At 67.4% G+C, this 22,247-nt stretch carries 13 protein-coding genes; 7 read left to right on the top strand and 6 right to left on the bottom strand.

What is annotated here, in order from left to right; translation table 11 throughout:
* Positions 1-135 precede the first annotated feature (135 nt).
* The 3 genes from AC1RR5_RS15635 to AC1RR5_RS15625 form a co-directional block, all read right to left on the bottom strand.
* Positions 136-2,505, bottom strand: coding sequence for a glycosyl hydrolase family 95 catalytic domain-containing protein (locus AC1RR5_RS15635; RefSeq protein ID WP_492922702.1), 2,370 nt, complete (start codon positions 2,503-2,505; stop codon positions 136-138).
* 78 nt (positions 2,506-2,583) lie between these two features.
* Positions 2,584-5,559, bottom strand: a complete 2,976-nt coding sequence (locus AC1RR5_RS15630; protein WP_492922700.1) for a TonB-dependent receptor — start codon at positions 5,557-5,559, stop codon at positions 2,584-2,586.
* A 72-nt stretch (positions 5,560-5,631) separates the two neighbouring features.
* The gene (locus AC1RR5_RS15625) at positions 5,632-6,891 is read right to left on the bottom strand and encodes an SGNH/GDSL hydrolase family protein (RefSeq protein ID WP_492922698.1); all 1,260 of its coding nucleotides are present in this window, start codon (positions 6,889-6,891) and stop codon (positions 5,632-5,634) included.
* A gap of 113 nt (positions 6,892-7,004) precedes the next feature.
* Here AC1RR5_RS15625 and AC1RR5_RS15620 point away from each other — a divergent pair, with 113 nt between their 5' ends.
* Positions 7,005-9,368, top strand: coding sequence for a glycoside hydrolase family 95 protein (locus AC1RR5_RS15620; RefSeq protein ID WP_492922696.1), 2,364 nt, complete (start codon positions 7,005-7,007; stop codon positions 9,366-9,368).
* Positions 9,369-9,447: 79 nt separating this feature from the next.
* On the opposite strand, the gene lldD is transcribed toward AC1RR5_RS15620, so the two are convergent.
* Entirely contained in the window at positions 9,448-10,584 is a 1,137-nt protein-coding gene (gene lldD, locus AC1RR5_RS15615) for an FMN-dependent L-lactate dehydrogenase LldD (protein WP_492922694.1), read from the bottom strand.
* A 102-nt stretch (positions 10,585-10,686) separates the two neighbouring features.
* Between lldD and AC1RR5_RS15610 the strand changes: the two genes are divergently transcribed.
* Genes AC1RR5_RS15610 through AC1RR5_RS15600 form a run of 3 tightly spaced genes read left to right on the top strand, consistent with a single transcriptional unit; the run spans position 10,687 to position 13,335 of the window.
* A complete protein-coding gene (locus AC1RR5_RS15610) occupies positions 10,687-11,715 on the top strand; it encodes an aldo/keto reductase (RefSeq protein WP_492922692.1) in 1,029 nt (342 codons plus the stop codon).
* An 11-nt stretch (positions 11,716-11,726) separates the two neighbouring features.
* Positions 11,727-12,479: an SDR family oxidoreductase gene (locus tag AC1RR5_RS15605; protein WP_492922690.1), complete on the top strand. Its 753-nt coding sequence runs from the start codon at positions 11,727-11,729 to the stop codon at positions 12,477-12,479.
* 16 nt (positions 12,480-12,495) lie between these two features.
* Positions 12,496-13,335, top strand: coding sequence for a fumarylacetoacetate hydrolase family protein (locus AC1RR5_RS15600; protein WP_492922688.1), 840 nt, complete (start codon positions 12,496-12,498; stop codon positions 13,333-13,335).
* A 6-nt stretch (positions 13,336-13,341) separates the two neighbouring features.
* Here the strand turns inward: AC1RR5_RS15600 and AC1RR5_RS15595 are convergent, their stop codons facing one another.
* Both AC1RR5_RS15595 and AC1RR5_RS15590 read right to left on the bottom strand, forming a co-directional pair.
* On the bottom strand, positions 13,342-14,130 hold the full coding sequence (locus tag AC1RR5_RS15595) for an IclR family transcriptional regulator (RefSeq protein WP_492922686.1): 789 nt from the start codon (positions 14,128-14,130) through the stop codon (positions 13,342-13,344).
* A 67-nt stretch (positions 14,131-14,197) separates the two neighbouring features.
* Positions 14,198-16,102 (bottom strand): alpha-L-fucosidase, encoded by a 1,905-nt coding sequence (locus tag AC1RR5_RS15590; protein ID WP_492922684.1) that lies wholly within the window; start codon positions 16,100-16,102, stop codon positions 14,198-14,200.
* Positions 16,103-16,344: 242 nt separating this feature from the next.
* Between AC1RR5_RS15590 and AC1RR5_RS15585 the strand changes: the two genes are divergently transcribed.
* From AC1RR5_RS15585 to AC1RR5_RS15575, 3 genes are all read left to right on the top strand, one after another.
* Positions 16,345-19,098 carry a TonB-dependent receptor gene (locus AC1RR5_RS15585; protein WP_492922682.1) on the top strand — a complete coding sequence of 918 codons (2,754 nt, stop codon included), beginning with the start codon at positions 16,345-16,347 and terminating at the stop codon, positions 19,096-19,098.
* Positions 19,099-19,323: 225 nt separating this feature from the next.
* Complete coding sequence (locus AC1RR5_RS15580; protein ID WP_492922680.1) at positions 19,324-20,631, top strand: L-fuconate dehydratase; 1,308 nt, start codon at positions 19,324-19,326, stop codon at positions 20,629-20,631.
* Positions 20,632-20,708: 77 nt separating this feature from the next.
* A complete protein-coding gene (locus AC1RR5_RS15575) occupies positions 20,709-22,013 on the top strand; it encodes a polysaccharide lyase 6 family protein (protein ID WP_492922678.1) in 1,305 nt (434 codons plus the stop codon).
* Positions 22,014-22,247 lie beyond the last annotated feature (234 nt).

Here is a 22,247-nt window from a genome sequence, read left to right as displayed (position 1 = left end):
GTTCTGGCGCTCGCCGATGGGGACGGCCTCAGGTTCAGGCGCTGCTCGACCTTGGCCGGATCGTCCAGCCCGTGCGAGGGCTTGAGCCTCGAGACGTGGATGCCTCCTCTGACGCCTCCTTGGTCGAGCGCCTGGCTATTTCGATTGGCGCCACACCCATCCGCCCTCGGGCGAGTATTCGGGGCCAGGCGGCGGTGTCGGGGTCTGGTTCGGATTGAGCCCGAAGCTGTTGGCTGGCCCGGCGGTCGCGAGCGGCTGGACGGAAAGGTCGGGGGTCTGGCCGCGGGGGTGGATCAGGATCCGTTCCCCCGCGCCGAGCTTGGCACTGTAGCGTTTGGGGCCCGCGGGCTGAAGCTTTCGCGCCTGGCCGTTCACGCTGGCCACGGGATCGGCGATATCGGTTTCGATGACGAAGGGCTCCGCGGCGCGGCTCTTGGCGCTGATCCACCGGGTGGCGCCGGCCTGCCGCTTGGCGCTGACCAGGAAGCCGCCCTCGGCGCTCAGATCCGAGAAGACGGCGTCGGGCCAGGCGTTGGGCACGGCCGGGAAGGGTCGGACGACCCCGCCCCAGCTCTGCAGCAGCATGTCGTGCACCGACTGCGCGCCTGACAGCGGCGTCTCGATGACGGGCCAGGTCTCCTTGTAGAGCGTGTTGGGCCGCAGGTGCTCGGTGAACAGGCTCTGCAGGTACGTCAGGGCCTCGTCGCCCTTGCCGAGCGCCGAGGCGATCGACGAGCCGCCGGTCGAGGAGTAGCCGCGCAAGGCCGCCCGCATCGACTGCCAGTGGGCGAGGGAGCGTTCGATCAGTTCCGCGCTGCCGGGTTGGTCGCGGTTCACCAGGTAGAACGGATAGACCATCAATAGATGCGAATAGTGCCGGTGAGAGGCGCTCAGCGGCTGGCCGGCGCCGATCATGAAGCCGGTCTCGTCGCGCGGATAGTCGACCAGCTCGACCAGGATGCGCTTCCATTCGGGGATCAGCGGGTCGGCGATCTTGAGGCGGTCGGCGGCGTCCAGCAGGGCCGTGCAGCTCCAGCGCAGGGCGGCGAGATCGTAGTTGAGGTCCGGCGCGTAGCCGAATTCCGGCGAATAGGTCGACGGCAGGTGCAGGCGTCTGTCGTCGCCGCGTTCCAGGAAGTGGCGGTAGTAATTGGTCGTCCGCCGCAGCACGGGATAGAGAGTGTCGCGCAGCACCGTCTCGTCCATGGTGTGCCGCCACACCAGCCAGACATTGTGCAGGGCCCAGGGCAGGTTGCCGACCTCTGGCGGATCGCCGGAAACCCGCTGGCCGACCTTGGTGCAGCGGTCCCCGGGCGTGGGCGCGGGCGGCTGCGACAGCATGTTGCGTCCCGCCGAGCGTCCCATCGTGGCGGAGTCGTGCCGATAGGCCGGCTCGGCATTGTCGATCAGCTGCTGCTGATGGTCGTGGATGACATTGACCAGGGAGTAGGCCAGCGAGGCGCGGTTGGCGGTCAGCGGCGCCCAGTAGTTCAGCTGGACGTTCAGGTTCCAGGTCGCATAGGGCCAGCTGGACGGCTGCTGCCAGGGGCCCTGGTTGTCGATATAGGGCCGGTCGGCGCGCGTCGCCGAGCCCAGCTTGTACATCTGGATCCAGTAGAAGCTCTCGACCCGCGTGTCGGGGATGCTGAGGAAGCTGGCCGGATAGTAGGCGCGCCACCAGGCCTGGTGGCGCTGGAACAGCGTCCGGTCGGCAGCCGCTTTGCGCACTGACGCCAGGGCGTCGGCTCGACCCTTGGCGAGATCGTCCTTGCTGAAGCCCGTGCTGACGATCAGCCGGCCCGCGCCCTGGCGCCAGGCCGTGGCCGCGCCGCCGCCGCTGACCAGCAAGGACTGGAGCCACAGGGTCTCGTCGCCGTCCTGGGCGGTCTGGCCGGGCGGATTGTTCTGGTAGTCGGCGACGACGAAGCGGGGCACGTCGTGCTGGAGACCCCAGGTCTGGCGCGGGCTGATCGCCTCTTCGCCTACCCATTCCCATCGGGCGTCGGCCTCGCCCGTACGGCCTGTCGTCTCGACCATGATCACTTGGTCGTCGGCATGGACGTAGGCCCGGATGTCGATGGAGCCGAGGTCGGTGGCGAGGCTGGCCGCGAGGAATGCGTCGTGCAGCACCAGGCGCATCTTCACGTCTTCGGACAGCTTGCCCTTGGTCCGCAGCAGGAAGTGTCCGATGGGCAGGCGCGGGGTGCGGATGCCGGTCTGGTCGGGCAGCAGGCGGTAGTCCTGGACGTCCGAGCGCTGGACATCCAGGCGCAGCGCGCCGGCGGCTTCGTCGTAGTAGAGCTGGGCGCCCATCATGCCGTTGCCCAGGAACGGACCTTCGTCCCAGGCCTTGGGCAGGCGGGTCCAGACCATGTCGTGCCGGGCCAGGAACTTGGGCCAGTCGATCGGGGCGGTCGCCGCCTGGGCCATCGTGGGCGCGGGCAGCACGCCCAGGGCGGCGGCCGAGACACAGAGCTTCAAGGCGGACCGGCGTGCGATCGTCATGGGGCGGCTTTCATTCGATCAGGATGTCGGGGCAGGGCGTTCGCCGGGCAGGGCGCCCGGCGAACCTCGTCTGTGACGTCAGAACTTCATGTTCAGGGCGACGCGGTAGGTGCGGCCGTCATAGTCTTGGCGTCGCGCCATCTCTTCGACGCCCTGGTATTCCTGGCGGACGGCGTTGGTGATGTTGAAGGCGCTGATCGAGATGCTGGCGCCTTCGCGGATGTTGAACGAGGCCGAGCCGTCCAGCTGGCCGCGGGCCATGACCCGTCGCGCCGCGCCGCCGAAGCTGAAGATGGCCGCGTCCGGCACGTTGTAGTCGGTGCGGTAGTTGTAGGTCAGGCGCACGCCGAAACGGTCGGTCTCGTAGTAGCCGATGACATTGAAGTTGTGCTTGGAGATCCCCGGCAGCGAGACCTTGGCGCCGGTCGGTCCGGTGCCGTCGACCACGGTGTAGGCGTAGTTGAACGCGCCGCCGAAACCGCTCCAGAAACCGGGCAGGAAGTCGAGGTTCTGCTGCACGTTGAACTCGGCGCCGCGCAGCGTGTACGGCGTCGTCGAGTTGACGTAGCCGGTCAGGTTGACGGTCTGCAGGTCGCCGCTCGCATCCGCGCCGGCGGTCGTATAGCAGAGGTCGCCCTGCAGGCTGAGCGGGCCCAGGCCCAGTGTGCCGCCGTCGGTCGGGCACAGCGCCTTCGCGCCGCTGACCTGCTGGATGTAGTTGTGCAGGCGTTTCTGGAAGACGGTCAGCGCCACCATTCCGCCGGGGCGGTTGTACCACTCCATCGACAGGTCCAGCGACGTGGCGGTGTAGGGCTGCAGCTCGGCGTTGCCGAGCGTGGCGGTGATGACATTGGTGTCGCTGGGCGTGCCGACCAGGGTGACCGGCGAGAACTGACGCGGATGCGGGCGCACATAGGTGCGGTAGGCCGCGGTGCGGACGATGAAGTCGTCCGTCACGTCGAACACCGCGATCGCGGACGGCAGCCACTCGCCGTAGCTGTCCTCGTAGCGGCGATAGGCGTAGTCGGAGAGGCTGCCCAGGGTGGTGGTCGAGGTGCGGATGCGGTTGAGCGTGTCCACCGTCTTGTCGGTGTGCTCGTAACGCATGCCGACCGAGCCGCGCACCGGGATCGAGAACAGTTCGCTGGCGTACTTGCCCTCGACATAGGCCGAGCTGACGTCGGTCCGGCTGTCGAAGTTGTAGCGGCCGATGTTCACGTCGTCGTTCAGGGTCTGGTTGAAGCCGTTGAAGGCCAGCGGCGCGCCCTCGTAGGGCGTGACCGGCTGCAGGCCCTTGAACAGCGCGCGTACGTCGGTGATCCGCCAGTTGGTGTTCATGCCCGGCAGGGAGCCGCCGAAGAAGTCGTCGACGGGGCCGGCCTGGCGATAGCTTTCCTTGATGTTCTGGGACTGGATGCCGACCGCGTTGATCTTGGAACCGCGCGAGCTGTAGTCGTTGCGCTCGAAGCGCCCGCCGATCTGGATCGCGTTCAGGGGACCGAAATCCAGCTGGCGCTCGATGTCCTGCTGGACCGCCTTGATCTTGCTGTCGGCATAGGCCTGGATGCCGGTGATCTGGAAGCGCAGGCGGTTGGGCGTGCCGGCCGCCGAATTGTACCAGTTGGTGAACTCGGCGCTGCTGGTCGCGGCCGAGCCCTGGATCCAGGTCGGATTGCCGTCGACATTGAACAGCGGCGCGGCGCTGCTGAACGTCATGCGGTACTTCTCGAAGTCGCCGCCGCCGCTGGCGAAGCTGCCGTTGATGCCGTTGCCGGTCGCGACCTGCACGCGGTTGAAGGTGACGTACTGTTCCTCGGAGGCATTGTTGGCGCCCGAGATCGTGGCGACCGTCGACAGGCGCCAGGGGCCGTTCTTGTATTCCAGGGTCGGGTTGAAGCCCCAGGCCTTCTGGGTCTGCGGGAAGAGGCGCGAGTCCTCGACGACGTTGACGCCGGAGAAGTCGAAGTCCTGGATGTAGTACGAGCCGTTGGCCCCTTGGCGCAGGTTGCCGGTCGGGGTGATCCGCGCGCCGGTGCCCGAATAGTTCACCGTGCTGAAGTTCTGGCTGGTGTTGCTCTGGACGCGTCGCGTGAAGAGGCCGGTCACGCCGAACTTCAGCTCATCGTTGATCTTCCATTCCGCGCCGCCGGCGGCCGAGAACTGGTCGCCGATGTTGATGCGCGTGTACTGGCGGCTTTGGGCGACATACTGGACGCCGGTCTGGGCCAGCTTGCCCGTGCCGCCGGCCACCGCGACGCAGCCCGAGACGGCAGCGTAGGTGGTCGTGCAGGTCCCGGCCGGCGCGTAATAGTCGGCATAGCGCGTCATCAGGTCGGGCGTCAGGGCGGTGGTCAGCGTGCCGTAGCTGTTGAACAGCACGGAGTCGCGACGGAAGTTCTCGTGCTTGAACGCCGCGATCCCGAAGACCGCGAAGTTGTCGGTGAGGTGCTTGTTATAGCCAAGCGTGAAGCTGGGTTCGCCGCGCTTGCCCAGCTCGTTGTAGTCGTAGGACGCCTTCAGGCGGCCGCCTTCGCGGCGCGACAGTGCCCCTTGGATCTGCAGGTCGATATTGCCGCTGACGCCGCCCGCCTGGGCGTGGGCCAGGGGCGACTTCTCGATACGGACGGCGCTGAAGACGTCCGACAGGAAGGCGCCCAGCGGGGTCGAGGATTGCAGGATCGGTTCGGCGAAGGCGACGCCGTTCAGCGTGGTGCGGGCGAACTCGCCGGGCAGGCCACGTAGGTTGATCGTCGCTTCGCGGCCCTCGGCCTCGCGGTTGATCTGGATGCCGGGCACGCGTTGCAGGGCTTCGCCGATATTCAGGTCCGGGATGCGGCCCAGGTCATCCGACGAGATGCCGTCTGTGATCTCGATGGCCGTGCGCTTGGTGCGCACTTCGTTGGCGTAGCTCTGCTTGAAGCCGGTCACGACGACCTCGGTCACCGCTTCCGCCGGTTCGGCGGCCTGCGCGCTCTGGCGCGCCAAGGCGGGCGCCGCCGACACCAGACAGGCTGCGCTGACGGATGCAAACAGCACCGAATCGTACAAACGCATGTTCCACTCCCCTTGTTTTTATATGTGGCTGAAGTGGCGCTTCGAGTGTCTCCTCGTCAACAATTTTCTTCATCAGTGAATATGAATTTTGCTATTAAAATTGTCTGAGTTTCCGGTTTCTCTGGGCGCGAGGGCCTCAGGGCGCGCTTTCGGCCGGCATCCGAACAGCGCGAGGTCGACCGCCCGACCCATCCGCGCATAGCCCTCGTCGTTAGGATGCAGCCGGTCGGGACGGCTGGCGGCGTCGACCATCGACAGGGGCTTTTCGGGGTCACGCAGGGCGGCGTCGAAATCGACCACGCCGGCGAACAGGCCGCTGCTACGGATGAAGGCGTTCATCGCCTGGCGGGTGGCCTCGGCCGTCGGCTCGAAGCGGTCGGAGCCTTCGAATGGCGTCAGGGTCGCGCCGATGACGGTGATGCGGTGGTCGGTCAGGCGTCCGACGATCTGGCGGTAGGCGCTGATCGCCTCGCGGGCGTCGCGGCCCGGCTTAAAGTCGGGCGGACCACTGTTGCGGATGTCGTTGATGCCTTCCAGCAGCACGACATAGTCGACGCGGGGCAGGGACAGCACGTCGCGATCCAACCGCGCCATGGCCGACGGGCTACGGCCGTGGTCGATCAGGCGATTGCCGCTGATGCCGGCGTTGACGACGACATAGCGGCCCGGACAGGCGGCGTTGAGCCGTTGGCCCAGCATGGAGGGCCAGTCGCGATGGGCGCCCAGGGTGGCGGTCGAGCCCTCGGTGATCGAGTCGCCCAGGGCCACGACCACCTTCGGCGCCTTGTCGACGTGTCCATAGATCGCCGAGATGACGTTCTGACGAGCGACGACCGGCGTCGTGTCGGCGACCTCTGCGCGGCCCGGCGTGATGCGGACCGCCGTACGGCGCACGGCCGGGATCGCCGTCTCGGGGAAGTGGATGCTAATGGCCAGGTCGGCGAGGGCGGGGGCATCCAGGGCCATCGTGTCGCTTACCATGACGCCGCCCGGCGGCAGGGTCACCGAGGCCGCGCCGTCGAACAGCACCGGAATGGCGGGGGAGGCGGCGCCGAGACGGCGAACGGTCATTGTGTCGATCGTCATTGGGGCGGTCCCCAGCTCGTTGCTGATCCGCAGGCGCAGGGCCTTGGCCGCGCCACCCAGTCGTACGTCCTGGCGCACCGTCTCGTCCTTGAACGTCAGCGAGCTTCGATCGGAGCCGGCCTTGAGATCGGGCGCCGCCGAGGCGGTCCACACGGGGATCCACTCAGCCGCCTGGGCCGAGGTAGAGCAGGCCAAGGCAGTGACCATGGCGACGGCCAACAGGGGCGTATGCTCTCTAGGTCTCATGGCTTCCCTCCGTAACGACCGCTATCCGTCACTAATGGATGTAAAATTCATCTATGAAAATATCTGAGCCTGCGATAGGCCTAGATTGTTCGTCATTGTCGCCGGAGCAGAGCGTGGCCCGTAAAACCCTCACCCGTCGTCAGTTGGGCGTGGCCGCCGCCGTCATCGGTCTGGATCGCGCCCTGGCCGAGACCTCGCCCAGCGCCGCCGGCGAGCACGTCCTCTGGTACCAGCAGCCCGCCACGCAATGGGTCGAGGCGCTGCCGATCGGCAACGGCCGGCTGGGGGCGATGATCTTCGGCGACGTGTGGGCCGACAGGTTGCAGCTCAACGAGGCCACCCTGTGGAGCGGCGGGCCGTACGATCCGGTCAATCCACGCGCTCGCGAAGGCTTGGAGCCGGTGCGCGCCCTGATTGCCGCCGGCCGTTTCGCCGAGGCCGAGCAGAAGGCCAACGAGACCCTGGTGGCGCGACCGGTGCGCGAAATGGCCTACCAGCCGTTCGGCGACCTGGGTCTGAGTTTCGTCGGGCCCAAGGGGACGATCAGCGGCTACAAGCGGTCATTGGATATCGACAACGCCATCGCCGAGACCCGGTTTGAGATCGATGGCGTCCGCTATCGCCGGCGGATGCTGGCTTCGCCGGTCGATCAGGTGATCGCCATCGAGCTGACGACCAGCAAGCCGGGAACGCTGGACTTCGACCTGAGCCTGACCTCGGCGCAGACGATTCAGCAGGTCGCCGTCGAAGGGCGAAGCACGCTCAAGGTCTCTGGCCGCAACAACGACGGCGAAGGCGGCATCGCCGGCGGCCTGACCTATTGTGGCCGGGCTCGCGTCGTGGCCCAGGGCGGCTCGACGCGCGGCGTCGACGGCCGGATCGCGGTGCGCGGCGCCAATCGGGCGACCATCCTGGTGGCCATGGCCACCAGCTATCGGCGCTTCGACGACGTGGGCGGGGATCCCGAAGCCATCACGCGCGGCCAGATCGACAAGGCCACGCCTAAGTCCTTCGACCAGCTGGCCCGGGCCGCCACCGCCGCTCACCGCGCCTTGTTCGACCGCGTGACCCTGGACCTGGGCGGCCAGGACGACATCGGCCTGCCCACCGACCAGCGCATCGCGCGCAACGAGACCAACGACGATCCCGGCCTGGCGGAGCTGTACTTCCAGTACGCCCGCTACCTGCTGATCGCCTGCTCGCGGCCCGGCGGCCAAGCGGCCAACTTGCAGGGCCTGTGGAACGACCAGGTCAAGCCGCCCTGGGGCTCGAATTACACGATCAACATCAACACTCAGATGAACTACTGGCCCGCCGAGGCGGGCGGCTTGGCCGAGTGCGCCGAGCCCTTGTTCGACCTGATCGCCGACATCGCCGAGCGCGGCGCGGTCACGGCCAGGCAGATGTACGGCGCGCGCGGCTGGGTGGCGCATCACAACACCGACCTGTGGCGCGGGACCGCGCCCTTCGACCACGCCAAGGCTGGCCTGTGGCCGACCGGCGGAGCCTGGCTGTGCCTGCATCTGTGGGAGCGCTACGACTACGGCCGCGACAAGCGGTTCCTAGCGCGCGCCTATCCGATCCTGCGCGGGGCGTCGCTGTTCTTCCTCGACACCTTGCAGACCGACGCGGCCACCGGCTGGCTGGTGACCAGCCCGACGGTGTCGCCCGAGAACCGCCACGGCTTCGGCTCGACCCTGTGCGCGGGGCCGACCATGGACATGCAGATCCTGCGCGACCTGTTCGACAACACGCGCGAGGCCGCCCGTATCCTGAACCTGGATCACGACCTGAGCCGGGATCTGGCCAAGGCCCGTGAGCGCCTGGCGCCGTCACGCGTCGGCGCCGGCGGGCAACTGATGGAGTGGAAGGACGACTGGGACGCGGTCGCGCCCGATCCCAAGCATCGTCACGTCTCGCACCTGTATGGCCTGTATCCCAGCTGGCAGCTGGATCCGGCCGTGCATCCCGACCTCGCCGCCGCGGCCAGGCGCACCCTCGAGACGCGCGGCGATAAGACCACCGGCTGGGCGATCGCCTGGCGCATCAACCTGTGGGCCCGTCTGAGGGACGGCGACCACGCCCATGAGGTGCTGCGGCTGCTGCTAGCGCGCGAGCGCACCTATCCCAACCTGTTCGACGCCCACCCGCCATTCCAGATCGACGGCAATTTCGGCGGGGCGGCGGCGATCATGGAGATGCTGGTCCAAAGCAAGGGTGGCATCATCGACCTTCTGCCGGCCCTGCCCAAGGCCTGGCCGCAAGGCTCGGTTCGTGGCCTCCGGGTCCGCAATGGCGGGACGGTGGATCTGTCCTGGCGCGACGGCAAGCTGGAGCGGATGACGCTGCGCTGCGCGACGGCGGGCAAGCGCACGATCCTGTGCGGCGGGACCCGCCGCGAGATCTTCATGCGCGCCGGCGAGCGGGTGACGCTGGAAACCCCGACCCTGCAAGGCGCCGCGCGGGCCGCCTCGTAAAGTCCAACCCGCCAAACAGGCCTCCACCCGTTGGCGGGAGACTGAACCGGGCGGCACGCACGGCGCCGCCCGGTTCCCTTTATCTGGGATCCAGAACCCGGACGTCGACATCACGCGCCGCCGCAACGCCGGCCAGGGCCAGGGTGGTGCGCATCTCCGCCGTGATCAGGTCCAGCAGGCGACCCACGCCCGGACCGCCTGCGGCGGCCAGGGCATAGACCCAGGCCCGGCCCAGCAGCACGCCCTTGGCCCCCAGGGCCAACATCCGCACCACGTCCATGCCCGAGCGGATCCCGCCGTCCGCCAGGATCGTCAGATCTTCGCCGACCGCCTGGGCGATGCTGGGCAGGGCGCGGGCGCTGGACAGGGCGCCGTCCAGCTGGCGTCCGCCGTGGTTCGACACCACCAGGCCGTCCGCGCCCAGGCGCACGGCGTCGCGCGCGTCGTCCGGCTCCAGCACGCCCTTGATGATCAGCGGGCCCTGCCAGGCCTCGCGGATCCATTCCAGGTCGCGCCACTGGATCGAGGGATCGAAATTGGCTCCCAGCCAGCCCATGAAGTCCTCCAGGCCGCTGGTTTTGCCCAGCACCGGCGCGACATTGCCCAGCTGGTGCGGACGGCCCCGGACGCCGACGTCCCACGCCCAGTCCGGCTTTCCGCAGATCTGCGCATAGCGCCGGAAGGCCGCCATCGGGCCCGACAGGCCGCTGTGGGCGTCGCGCCGGCGCGCGCCCGGCACGGGCATGTCGACCGTGAACACCAGGGCGGTCGCGCCCTGGTCCTTGGCCTTGGCGATCAGGTCGCGCATGAAGCCACGATCGCGGATGACATAGAGCTGGAACCAGATCGGCGCGGGGCTGGCGGCGGCCACTTCGTCCAGGGCGCAGACCGAGACGGTCGACAGGCAGAAGGGCAGGCCGCGCGCGGCCGCGGCTCGCGCGGCCTGGACCTCGCCGCGCCGGGCGTACAGGCCGCTGAGGCCCACGGGACCCAGGACGATCGGCGCGGCCAGCGACTGGCCGAACAGGGACGTCGTCAGGTCCACGCCGCCGACATCCTTCAGCACCCGCTGGCGAAGGGGCAGCCGCGACAAGTCGCCGACGTTCTCGCGCAGGGTCATCTCATCGCCTGAACCGCCGTCGATATAGTCGAACAGGAAGCGCGGCAGGCGTCGACGCGCGGCGCGCCGGAAATCCTCGGTAGAGGTGGCGATCATGGAGGCCTCAGCTCAATTGCATTTCTTATATGAACGTGTATTTCACATATGTCGAAACGCAAGGCGCGCCGCAATGCGCCGACCAGGAGGATGACCTTGGCGATGATCCCGAAACGCGAGATCCGGCGCGCCGGCCTGCCTGTCAGCGTCCTGGGCCTGGGCGCGGCGTCGGTCGGCAATCTCTATCGCCCCGTCTCCGACGCGGACGCGCGCGCCACCCTTGAGGCGGCCCTGGACGCGGGACTCACCTATGTCGACACCGCGCCGCGCTACGGCCATGGCCTGAGCGAACGCCGGGTCGGCGACGTGGTGCGAGGGCGTGACGACGTCGTCCTGTCGACCAAGGTCGGTCGCCTGATGACGCCCGTTCCAGGCCTGAAGGGCGATGGCGAGCGGCACGGCTTCCGATCGCCGATGCCATTCGAGCAGGTGTATGACTACACCCACGACGGAGTCATGCGGTCCTACGAGGACAGCCTGCAGCGGCTGGGCCTGGCGCGCATCGACATCCTCTATGTGCACGATATCGGGCCGGCGACTCATGGCGACGACGACGCCCGCACCTTCGCGCAACTGACGACCGGCGGCGGATTCCGCGCGCTTGAGCGGTTGCGGGAGACCGGGGCGATCTCCGCCTTCGGCCTGGGCGTCAACGAATGGCAGGTCTGCCTGCGGGCCATGGAGCATGTCGATCTCGACGCCGTCCTGCTAGCCGGCCGCTACACCCTGCTGGAGCAGACGGCCCTGGAGAGCTTCCTGCCCGCCGCCCTGGCGCGTGACGTCTCGGTGGTGATCGGCGGGGCCTACAATTCCGGGATCCTGGCCACGGGCGTCCGGGGCGAGGGGCCCCACTACTACGACTATGGCGAAGCGCCGCCGGAGATCGTCGAGCGCGTGCGCCGGCTGGAGGCTCTGGTCGAGCGCCACGGCGTGCCCCTGGCCGCCGCCGCCCTGCAGTTCTGCCTGGCCCATCCCGCCGTCGTCAGCGTCATCCCGGGCCTGGGCTCGGTGGGACGGGTTCGAAGCACCCTCGAGCTCTACGGCGCCACGATCCCCGCCGCCTTCTGGGGCGAGCTGCGGACGGAAAACCTGATCGACCCGCGCGCGCCTTTGCCGGGCGACGAACTCTAGGACCTCTGAAGATGACCGAGACACAACCAGCGGCGGCCGGAAGGCTGGCCGGCAAGACCGCGCTGATCACGGCGGCGGGGCAGGGGATCGGCCGCGCGACGGCCGAGGCCTTCCTGCGTGAAGGCGCCCAGGTCATCGCCACCGACCTGAACCTGGAGGCGGTGTCGTCGATCGACGGCGCCACGCCCTACGCCCTGGACGTCACCAATGCCGAGGCGGTGCGGGCCATCGCCGAGGCCTTCCAGGACATCGACGTGCTCTACAACTGCGCGGGTTTCGTCCACGCCGGCACGATCCTGGACTGCGACGAGGACGCCTGGAATTTCTCCAACGCCCTGAACGTCACGGCCCAGTACCGGATGATCCGCGCCGTCTTGCCGGGCATGCTGCGCAACGGCGGCGGCTCGATCATCAACATGTCGTCGATCGCCTCGTCGATCAAAGGCGTGCCCAACCGCTTCGCCTACTGCGCCACCAAGGCCGCCGTGATCGGCCTGACCAAGGCCGTGGCCGCAGACTTCGTGGGGCAGGGCGTGCGCTGCAACGCCATCTGCCCCGGCACCGTCGAGACGCCTTCGCTGCTCCAGCGCCTGCGCGACACCGGCGACTTCGACAAGGCCTATGCCGAGTTCACCGCTCGCCAGGCCATGGGCCGCTTTGGCCGCCCGTCTGAACTGGCCGCCCTGGCGGTCTATCTGGCCTCGGACGAGGCCGCCTTCACCACCGGCCAGACGCACGTCATCGACGGCGGCTGGGTGATGTGACCTTCGGAGACGCTCTATGAAACTTCTACGTTTTGGACCCGTCGGCCAGGAACGGCCCGGTCTTCTGGACGCCGATGGCGTCATCCGTGACCTTAGCGGCGTGATCGGCGACCTGGACCCGACGACTCTGACCACCGAGAGCCTCGCCAGGCTGCGCGGGCTCGATCCGTCGACCCTGCCCGCCGCGCCGGCCGACGCTCGCCTCGGCTCCTGCGTGGCCAAGCCGGGCAAGTTCATCTGCATCGGTCTGAACTACGCCGACCACGCGGCCGAGTCGGGCTTGCCGATCCCCGAAGAGCCCGTCGTGTTCATGAAGGCCACCAGCGCGCTGTCGGGTCCTGACGATCCGATCCTGAAGCCGCGCGGCTCGACCCAGCTGGACTGGGAGGTCGAGCTGGCCTTCGTCGTCGGCGAGCACTGCGCCTATGTCTCGGAAGCCGAGGCCGAGGCGGCGATCGCCGGCTACTGCGTCTGCAACGACGTCTCCGAGCGCGCCTTCCAGATGCAGTCGTCGCAATGGGACAAGGGCAAGGGCTGCGACAGCTTCGGGCCGCTGGGGCCGTGGCTGTTGACGCCGGATGAACTGGGTGACGTCCACGACCTGCACATGTGGCTGGAGGTCAACGGCAAGCGGTTCCAGGACGGGTCGACCAAGACCATGATCTTCCGGCCAGCCTTCATCCTGTCTTATCTCAGCCGGTTCATGAGCCTGCAGCCGGGCGACGTCGTCACCACCGGCACGCCGCCGGGCGTGGGCCTGGGCCAGAAGCCGCCGCTCTGGCTGAACGTCGGCGACCAGGTGGCGCTGGGCATCCAGGGGCTGGGCGAGCAGCGCCAGGTGGTGGTCGCCGCCTAGTCGCCCCTAGACGCGGACGTCGGACGAAGCCAGTTCGGCCGAAATCCGACCGGCCGCCTCACGGACCAGCTGAAGGGCGTGCCCCTGCTCGACCTTCAGCGGGACCTTGCGGACGAACGGCATGGTCAGGGCGGCGGCGGCGATCTCGCCGCGCAGGACCGGCGCGGCCAGGTCGACGATGCCCGGCACGATGTCGCTGGGATGCTCGTCATAGCCGTTGGCGTGGGCGCGCTCGGCGCGCGCACGGAAGGCGGCCAGGCGATCGGCCGGCAGGTCCGGCGCGAAGAAGGTCTCCCAGCGCGCGCGCGTGGGCGGGGTCTGGAAGGCGTAAAGCACCGTTCCGGAGCCCGTCAGCACCAGCGGCTGGCGATAGCCGATCCGCACCGAGAACCCCAGCAGGCTGGCCGATTCCATGCGCGCGGCCACGACGATGTCGCCGTCGGCGCGCAGCGCTAGGTGACAGCTCTGTTCGGCGGTCTCGGCCAGGTCGCGCATCACCGGCAGGGCCACTTCCAGGATCGACTTGACCGGCGCTTGCTGCATGCCCAGGGCGAAGAGGCGCGTGGTCGGCAAGTAGCCGTTGCCGACCTGCTCGATGAACCCCCGATACTCCAGCACCTGGATCATCCGGAACAGCTCGCCGGTCGAGCGATCGAGCGCCTGGGTGATCATGCCGATCGACATCGGCTCGCTGGCCTTCGAGATCAGCTCCAGGATGTCGAGGCCCTTCTCGAGCGCCGGGGCGCGATAGCGCTGCTCGTCGCTATCCGTTCCTGCCTTGCCGGTTCCGCTCAATGCCGCCGCCTCTCGTTTCACATGCGAAAGTCTAGCTGATTGATGGAACCGCGCGAAGTGGTCTTGGCTATCTCTGCAGCCAAAGATCGAAGATGTGGACGGGCGCGGGCGCGCCCTCGAGGGTCAGCGACAGATCGGACAGGTCTCCGGCGTTGAGCGGCAGCATGCCCAGATCGACCTCGCGCAGGTCCTTCGCGCCATTCGTGACCGTCAGCGGCGCGGTCAGGGCGGCGGCGCCATAGCGGACGACGACGCGGCCGGGCGCGGCCGTGGCCCCGTCCAGCGTGCTGTAGCGCAGGCGGACGTGAACCGGCGTGGCCTCTGTTCCGCGAACCGACCACACCAGGCGATTGCCCGGACGCTCCAGTCCGTCGACATAGAATCGCGCGGTCTTGCCGTCGCCGTAGGTGAAGCCGGTTCCTTCGGCCTTGGCGTCGAACGCCAGCAGCTGGTTGGCGCTCCAGCGGGTTTCGATCAGGCGTCCGGCCTGGCCATGCACGGGGCCGTCGGTCTCGACGACGATGACGCTGTCGGCGGCGTCGGGCGCCTGGGCCGGCAGGGTCAGGTCATAGTCGCTGGCCCCGACAGGTTTGACGGCCACCGGCGCCTTGGTCGCCAGCACATAGGCGCGCTTGGGTGGGCTCAGCAGGCCGCCCACACGCAGGGCGCCGTCCTTTGGCCAATCGAACACATGCAGATAGAGCCGGTCGCCCTTGACCGTGCTGTCACCCCAGGCCTGGCGGTCCAGAGGCGTGCGCGACGTGCCGCGGATGCTCTCGCCGTTGACGCTCATCCACTGGCCGACCCCGGCCAGGATCGCCGCGTCCGGCGCATCGATCGCGCCGTCGCCGCGAGGACCGACGTTCAGCAGGATGTTGCCGCCCTTGGCCGAGGCCTTGGCGATCAGCTGCACGAAATGGGCGACGCTCTTGTGGCTGTGGTCCAGCGTGTTGAAGCCATACGACTCGTTGGTGGTCGGGATGGCCTCCCAGTCGCCGGCGGTCGGGCGCAGCTCGGCCGGGCGGTCGGCGGTGTCCAGGAAGTCGCCCAGATTGAGATCGTTGGACCGCGCGGCGCGGCCGTTGATCACCACGTTCGGATCGGCCTTGCGGACCGCCTCGACGATCTTTGCCTGCTGGAAGAAGGGCAGCTTGCCGGGGGTGTCGAACCACAGGATGTCGGGATGGTAGCGGGTGATCAGCTCGTTCATCTGCGGGATCACCTTGTGGTCGATATAGCGGTCGGTGTTGGCTAGGAATTGCGGATAGGTGTTCCACCAGTCGACGCCGCCGTGCAGTTTCCTGTCGCCGGCGGGATTGTCGTAGTCCCAGTCGTTGCCCGGCGCGTCGGGGTCTTCCCAGTCGAAGGCGTGCGAATAGTAGAAGCCGACCTTCAGTCCCTCGGCGCGGGCGGCCGCGACCAGTTCGGCCAGCGGATCGCGGGGGAAGCCCGACACCTGGGCGATGTTGTAGTCGCTGGCCTTTGACGGCCACAGGGCGAAGCCGTCGTGGTGCTTGGCGGTCAGGATGACATAGCCGGCCCCGGCCTGCTTCATCATCCGCACCCAGGCGCGGGCGTCGTAGGCGTCGGGCCGGAACTTGGCGGCGACCTCATCCTTGTAGGTCTGCCGAGGGATGCGCGCCACGCGCATGATGTGCTCGGAATAGCCGGGATTGGGCTGGCCCTTCCACTGGCCGCCCAGCACGGAATACGGCCCCCAGTGCACGAAGACGCCGAACCGCGCCTGCCGGAACCAGTCCAGGCGCTGGTCGCGGGTCTTGCCGGCTTCGGCCCACCAGCCATTCAGCGCCCGGTTGGCCGCCGCCGCGTCGTTCGCTGCCGCCGCGCCGATGCCGGTCGGCTCGTTGGCCTCGGCGCTGCGGCGCTGCTGGGCGTTGGGACCGTCGGCCTGGGCCATGGCCAGGGTGGGGGCGGCCAGCAGGCCGGCGGCCAGAATCCGGAGGCTTTTCATCGGGCGATTCCTGAGGAGGGGGCGGCGCGGGCCCGTTGCGCCGAACGCCGCGACCGCAGACTGACCGTCATTGCCCGATGTAAGCAATCAAATTTTATAAGCGAATATCAATTTTATAAATATCATAAAAATAGGTAGCGGTACCAGCGAATTCTATCAAATCCGGCAGCGATTTTGATTGACTCAATTTCAAATATGAACAGAAAGATCAGATACAAAATAATCAAAAGGGGAGGCGACCAATGTCGCGAAAGAAGGATGTTCTGGTGGGTAGCGCGTCGTGGCTGGCCCTGGCCTTGATCCCGAGCCTGGGTCACGCCCAGGCCGTCAGCCCCGCGCCCGACGCGGCCACGGTGGATGAGGTGATCGTCACCGGCTTCCGCCAGAGTCTGGCGCAGGCGGCCACCATCAAGCGCACCGCCTCGGTGATCAGCGACGTCATCTCGGCCGAGGACATCGGCAAGTTCCCCGACCAGAACCTGGCCGACTCGCTGCAGCGCATTACCGGCGTGCAGATCACCCGCACCAACGGCGAGGGCTCCAAGATCAGCGTCCGCGGCCTCAGCCCGGACTTCACCCAGACGCTCTATAACGGCCGTGTGCTGACCACGCCGAGCGGCGGTCGCAGCTTCGAATTCTCGACCCTGGCGTCCGACTTCGTCAGCGCCGTCGAGGTCTACAAGACCCCGAGCGCCGACCAGCTCAGCGGCGGCCTGGCCGCGACGGTCAACATCAACACCGCCAAGCCGCTGGACCTGGGCCGCAACCGCATCGCGATGAGCGCCGAGGGTCTCTACGAGCTGAAGTCAAAGAAGATGCAGCCGCAGGTCGCCGTGCTGGTCAACCACCTGTTCTCGGACACGTTCGGGGTCAATTTCGGCGTCAACTACCAGCGTCGCGACTTCCGCTCCGACACCTTCCGGGGCTTCGGCTTCGAGAACGGCGTCGAGGCCACGCGCACGCCCAAGCTCGACTACAATCGCGACGGCGACTTCAACGACACCATCCGCTTCAACCACGAGGCCGGCACCCGGATCATCCTGGGCAAGACCAAGCGCGTGACCGCGATCGGCGGGTTCCAGTTCGAACCGACCGACCACGTCGAGATTTACGGCGACGCCCTCTATTCGAAGTACGAGACCAAGCTGACCCAGCCGATCAACACGCTGCGGTTCACCAGCATCATCTGCGCGACCGCCCAGCAGGGCACGGCGCCGGGCGGCTGCATCCGCGACAGCGTGCTCGATGCTCAAGGGCGCGTGATCTACATGGACGCCGACGGCGTCGACTATCGCAACACCAACACCGTCACCAACACCTACAACACGCTGAAATCGGGCGCAGCGGGCTTCAAGCTCGACTTCGGCCGCCTGAAGGTGGATGGGGAGGGCTCGTACTCGAAGGCCGAGCAGCTGTTCGACAGCTTCGTGCCGACCGTGCTGGGCCGCGCCAGCGCCTCGTACGACTTCCGCCAGGATCCGGGCAACCTGCCGCAGATCAGCTTCAACCGCGGCTACAACCCGCTGGACCCGACCAACTTCCGGGGCATCGGCCTGTCGGGCGACTATCACCGCCCGATCGACGACCGGAACTGGGACACCAAGCTGGATCTGACCTTCGACGCCGGCCAGGGTTTCCTGCGCAGCGTGAAGGGCGGCGCGCGTTACTCGGATCGCAAGCAGGCCTTCGGCACCAACCAGATCAAGGTCACAGCCGCGCAACTGGCCGGGCTGCTGGGGCTGCCGGTCGTCAACTCGGTCGATGGCCCGTCGTTCGACGCGTCCAGCCTGATGCGGCGCTACACGTTCGACCATCTGCTCAACAGCTATGACGGTCCGGTCAAGTATCCGAACACCTTCCTGTCGGCCGACGCCGACCTGCTGTTCGCCAAGGCGCCGCTGGACGCGATCCTCAAGGTGGCGCCGACCGTCCGCGCCCTGGCCAACGAGTACGCGGTCAACGAGAAGGAGGCGTCGGCCTATCTGCGCGCCGACTTCGCCACGTCCGACGATCGCCTGACCGGCAATGCCGGCCTGCGTTACGTCCACACCGATCAGGAGTCGTCGGGCTATGCGCCGGACCTGACCCAGATCCGCTTCTCGCTGGGCTCCTCGACCACGACCCTGCCCAGCGTCACGCCGGTGTCGATCAAGCGCAAGTATCACGACTGGCTGCCCAGCCTGAACCTTCGCTACCAACTGATGGATGACGTAGTCCTGCGCGCGGCCGCGGCCCGGGTGATGTCGCGTCCCACGCTGGCGACCCTGTCGCCGTCGACCACGGTTAACGCCAACACCAGCTTCATCACCATCAACAACCCGATGGTCGACCCGTACCGGGCCAAGCAACTGGACGTCTCGGTCGAGTACTATTTCGGCCACGGCGGCTTGGTCAGCGCGGCCCTGTTCTACAAGGACGTCCAGAACTTCGTGGTCTCGACCAGCCGCACGGAGAACATCAACGTCATCCTGACTGAGACCGGGGCGACGGTGCCGCGCACCTTCACGATCTCGCAGCCTGACAACGGCGCGGGCGGCAAGCTGAAGGGCGCCGAGCTGGGCGTGCAGGCGCCGCTGAGCTTCCTGCCCGGACCGTTCGACGACTTCGGCGTGATCGCCAATTTCACCTATATCAGCGCCGACGACGTCGCCACGGTGCAAGGCGGGCCGGCGCTGGCTCTGCCTGGCGTCTCGAAATACAGCTACAATCTGGTCGGCTACTACGAGAACGGCCGCCTCAGCGCGCGCTTGGCCTACAACTTCCGCAGCAAGTTCGTGAACGCCACCGGCTCGACCTTCGGCGACGGTAGCTACGCCCATTCGTACGGTCAGGTCGACTTCTCGGCCGGATACGACCTCACCAAGAGCATCAGCCTGACGCTGGACGGCCAGAACCTGACCGACAGCGCCCGGATCGACCAGAACGTCTACGGCTATGCCCGAGGCTACGAAAACGTAGGCCGACGGTTCACGGCCGGGGTGCGCGCCAAGTTCTAGCCTTCCCTAGACGGCGCTTGCGCCGGCGGGACCGGAAGCTTCCCCCCATCCGGTCCCGCCAAGCGCGATTCATCCATACATGAAATTGAAATTCAAATATGCTTGCCTCTGCGTGGCGCGCATGCGAACTGTTAGCGCTACCTTTTCATGCGGGCGGCAGGAGACACGAGCCTTGGAGACTAAGATCTTGACCTGCGCCGCCATCCAGAAGCGAGGTTCGTGCTGATGACCCGGATCACTGGCCTGCGGACGATCGACGTACGTTTCCCCACCAGCCGATCGCTGGACGGGTCGGACGCGATGAACCCCGATCCGGACTATTCGGCCGCCTATGTGGTGCTGGAGACCGATACGGCGGGGCTGGAGGGCCACGGCCTGACCTTCACCATCGGTCGCGGCAACGACCTGTGCGTGACGGCCATCGAAGCCATGCGCCACCTGGTGGTCGGCGTGGATCTGGCGTGGGTCAAGGAAGACCCCGCCCGCTTCTGGCGTCATCTGACCGGCGACAGCCAGCTGCGCTGGGTTGGTCCGGACAAGGGCGTCATGCACCTGGCCACGGGCGCCGTCGTCAATGCCGTCTGGGACCTGTGGGCCCGGGCCGAGGGCAAACCGGTCTGGGCGCTGGTGGCCGACATGTCGCCGGCCGAACTGGTGCGCGCCATCGACTTCCGCTACCTGACCGACTGCATCAAGCCCGACGAGGCGCTGGCGCTTATGGAGGCGCGGGCCCAGGGCAAGGCCGAGCGGCGCGAGCGGCTGCTGGCCGAAGGCTACCCCTGCTACACGACCTCGGCCGGCTGGCTCGGCTATGACGACGCCAAGCTGCGACGGCTGGCGCAGGAGGCGGTGGACGCCGGCTTCCGCCACATCAAGCTGAAGGTCGGCGCGGATCTGGAGGATGACATCCGCCGGGTGCGGGTCGCCCGCGAGGTGCTCGGCCCCGATCGCACCCTGATGATCGACGCCAACCAGGTGTGGGATGTCGAGCAGGCAATCGACTGGGTCAACGCCCTAGCCTTCGCCAAGCCCTGGTTCATCGAGGAGCCGACCAGCCCCGACGACGTCTACGGCCACGCCCGGATCAAGGCGGGCATCGGCGACATCAAGATCGCCACCGGCGAGATGTGCCAGAACCGCATCCTTTTCAAGCAGTTCATCATGAACCAGGCGATCGACGTCGTGCAGATCGACGCCTGCCGCCTCGGCGGGGTCAACGAGGTGCTCGCCGTCCTGCTGATGGCCGCCAAGTACGAGCTGCCGGTCTGCCCGCACGCGGGCGGGGTGGGGCTGTGCGAATACGTCCAGCACCTGGCGATGATCGACTATCTCTGCTTCGCCGGCACCCATGAGGGGCGGGTGATCGAATATGTCGACCATCTCCACGAGCATTTCGTCGACCCGTGCGTCATCCGCGACGCGGCCTACATGCCGCCGCAACGTCCTGGCTTCTCGATCGAGATGAAACCGGCGTCGCTGGCCCAGTACACGTTCGGCGCGGACGTTCAGCCGCGTCTCGCGTCGCGGGCCTGACGCTCAGACCCCACGCTTATCGTACGGGCTCGTTCGGAGGCTGCCTACGCCTCCGAACGAAGCGCCCTGGAGGGATCATGCGAAGCCTCGTCATCGTCGCCTTGCTCGTCGTCGCGCACCCGGCCCTGGCCGAGCGCAGGATCCTGGTGCGCAATCTGGCGCAGTACGAGAAGGCGCTGTCGACGGTCGCGCCGGGCGATACGATCGTGCTGGCCAACGGTGTCTGGCGTGATGCGCAGCTCGAGTTTCGCGGCCAGGGCCAGGCCGGCAAGCCCATCACCCTGACCGCCCAGACGCCGGGGCGCGTGGTGTTCTCGGGGCAGTCCAACCTGCGACTGGCCGGCAGTCATCTGGTCGTCTCGAACCTGGTGTTTCGCGATGGCTATTCGCCGACCGGAGAGGTCGTGTCCTTCCGCCGCGCGCCAGGTGACCACGCCGTCGACAGCCGGGTCACCGGCGTCGTGATCGACCGCTACAACAAGCCCTCCCGCGACAGCCTCGACCACTGGGTCGCGCTGTTTGGCGCGCGCAATCGCTTCGATCACGGTCACCTGGTCGGCAAGACCAACCTGGGGCCGACGCTGGTCGTGGTTCGCGAGCCGGTCGACGGCCTGCGCAACGACCATCGCATCGACCACAACTTCTTCGGACCGCGTCCCGATGTCGGCGGCAATGGCGGCGAAACCATCCGGATCGGCACCAGCGAATACGCCCACACCGTCTCGCACACGGTCGTCGACAACAACTGGTTCGAGCATTGCGACGGCGAGAACGAGATCGTCTCCAACAAGTCCGGCGGTAATATTCTTCGCAGCAACGTCTTCTTCGAGAGCCAGGGCGCCTTGGTCCTGCGCCACGGCGATGGCGGGCTGGTCGAAGGCAACGTCTTCCTGGGCAACGGCAAGCCGCGCACCGGCGGGATACGGGTGATCAATCGCGGCCAGACCGTGCGCGACAACTATATGGAGGGCCTGGCGGGCGAGGGCTTCGTCGGCGCCCTGAGCGTCATGTACGGCGTGCCCAACAGCCCGGCCATCCGCTATTCTCAGGTGGACGGCGCGATCATCGAGCACAACACCATCATTAACGCCCGCTCCATTGTCCTGGGCCTTGGCCTGGACAAGGAACGGACCGCGCCGCCGATCAACAGCCGGCTGGCGTCGAACCTGATCGTCAATCTGGACGGTTCGGATCCCATCCGCATCACCGGCGACGCCAGCGGCATTGCGCAGAGCAACAATCTTCGCGATCCGAAGACCGTCCTCAAGCGCCGCGCCAACGGCCAACTCCAGGCCGTGGACGGCGGCGACGTCGGCGCCAAAAGCATCGTCGTCGTCGAGCGCGCGGCGACCGGGGTGTCCTGGTACCCGAAGGGCCATTAGGGCGCTCTTCGACGGCCGGAATATCAAGAACGAGGTCCAAAAGGGCCACTTGGGGAGGGCGATCGCCTTGTATCGGATAGCTACGATTTCTGCCCTGATCCTGCTGGGCCTGAGCGGAGCCGCCCAGGCGGCCGAGGCTCCCGGCGCGGCTATCCCGGCCTACGACGTCACGGTCCGCGAGCGCATCCAGCCCCAGACCGAGCAACTGCTGATCAAGCTGGTCAAGGACGGCCG

It is taken from the genome of Caulobacter sp. GW821-FHT11E11 (assembly GCF_058808315.1).
This window is presented reverse-complemented; position numbering and strand designations above follow the sequence as displayed.

Excerpts from the sequence above, each read along its gene's own strand:
- AC1RR5_RS15635 (WP_492922702.1), bottom strand. The coding sequence starts at position 2,505 with ATGACGATCGCACGCCGGTCCGCCTTGAAGCTCTGTGTCTCGGCCGCC.
- AC1RR5_RS15630 (WP_492922700.1), bottom strand. The coding sequence starts at position 5,559 with ATGCGTTTGTACGATTCGGTGCTGTTTGCATCCGTCAGCGCAGCCTGT.
- AC1RR5_RS15625 (WP_492922698.1), bottom strand. The coding sequence starts at position 6,891 with ATGAGACCTAGAGAGCATACGCCCCTGTTGGCCGTCGCCATGGTCACT.
- lldD (WP_492922694.1), bottom strand. The coding sequence starts at position 10,584 with ATGATCGCCACCTCTACCGAGGATTTCCGGCGCGCCGCGCGTCGACGC.
- AC1RR5_RS15610 (WP_492922692.1), top strand. The coding sequence starts at position 10,687 with ATGATCCCGAAACGCGAGATCCGGCGCGCCGGCCTGCCTGTCAGCGTC.
- AC1RR5_RS15605 (WP_492922690.1), top strand. The coding sequence starts at position 11,727 with ATGACCGAGACACAACCAGCGGCGGCCGGAAGGCTGGCCGGCAAGACC.
- AC1RR5_RS15600 (WP_492922688.1), top strand. The coding sequence starts at position 12,496 with ATGAAACTTCTACGTTTTGGACCCGTCGGCCAGGAACGGCCCGGTCTT.
- AC1RR5_RS15590 (WP_492922684.1), bottom strand. The coding sequence starts at position 16,102 with ATGAAAAGCCTCCGGATTCTGGCCGCCGGCCTGCTGGCCGCCCCCACC.
- AC1RR5_RS15585 (WP_492922682.1), top strand. The coding sequence starts at position 16,345 with ATGTCGCGAAAGAAGGATGTTCTGGTGGGTAGCGCGTCGTGGCTGGCC.
- AC1RR5_RS15580 (WP_492922680.1), top strand. The coding sequence starts at position 19,324 with ATGACCCGGATCACTGGCCTGCGGACGATCGACGTACGTTTCCCCACC.
- AC1RR5_RS15575 (WP_492922678.1), top strand. The coding sequence starts at position 20,709 with ATGCGAAGCCTCGTCATCGTCGCCTTGCTCGTCGTCGCGCACCCGGCC.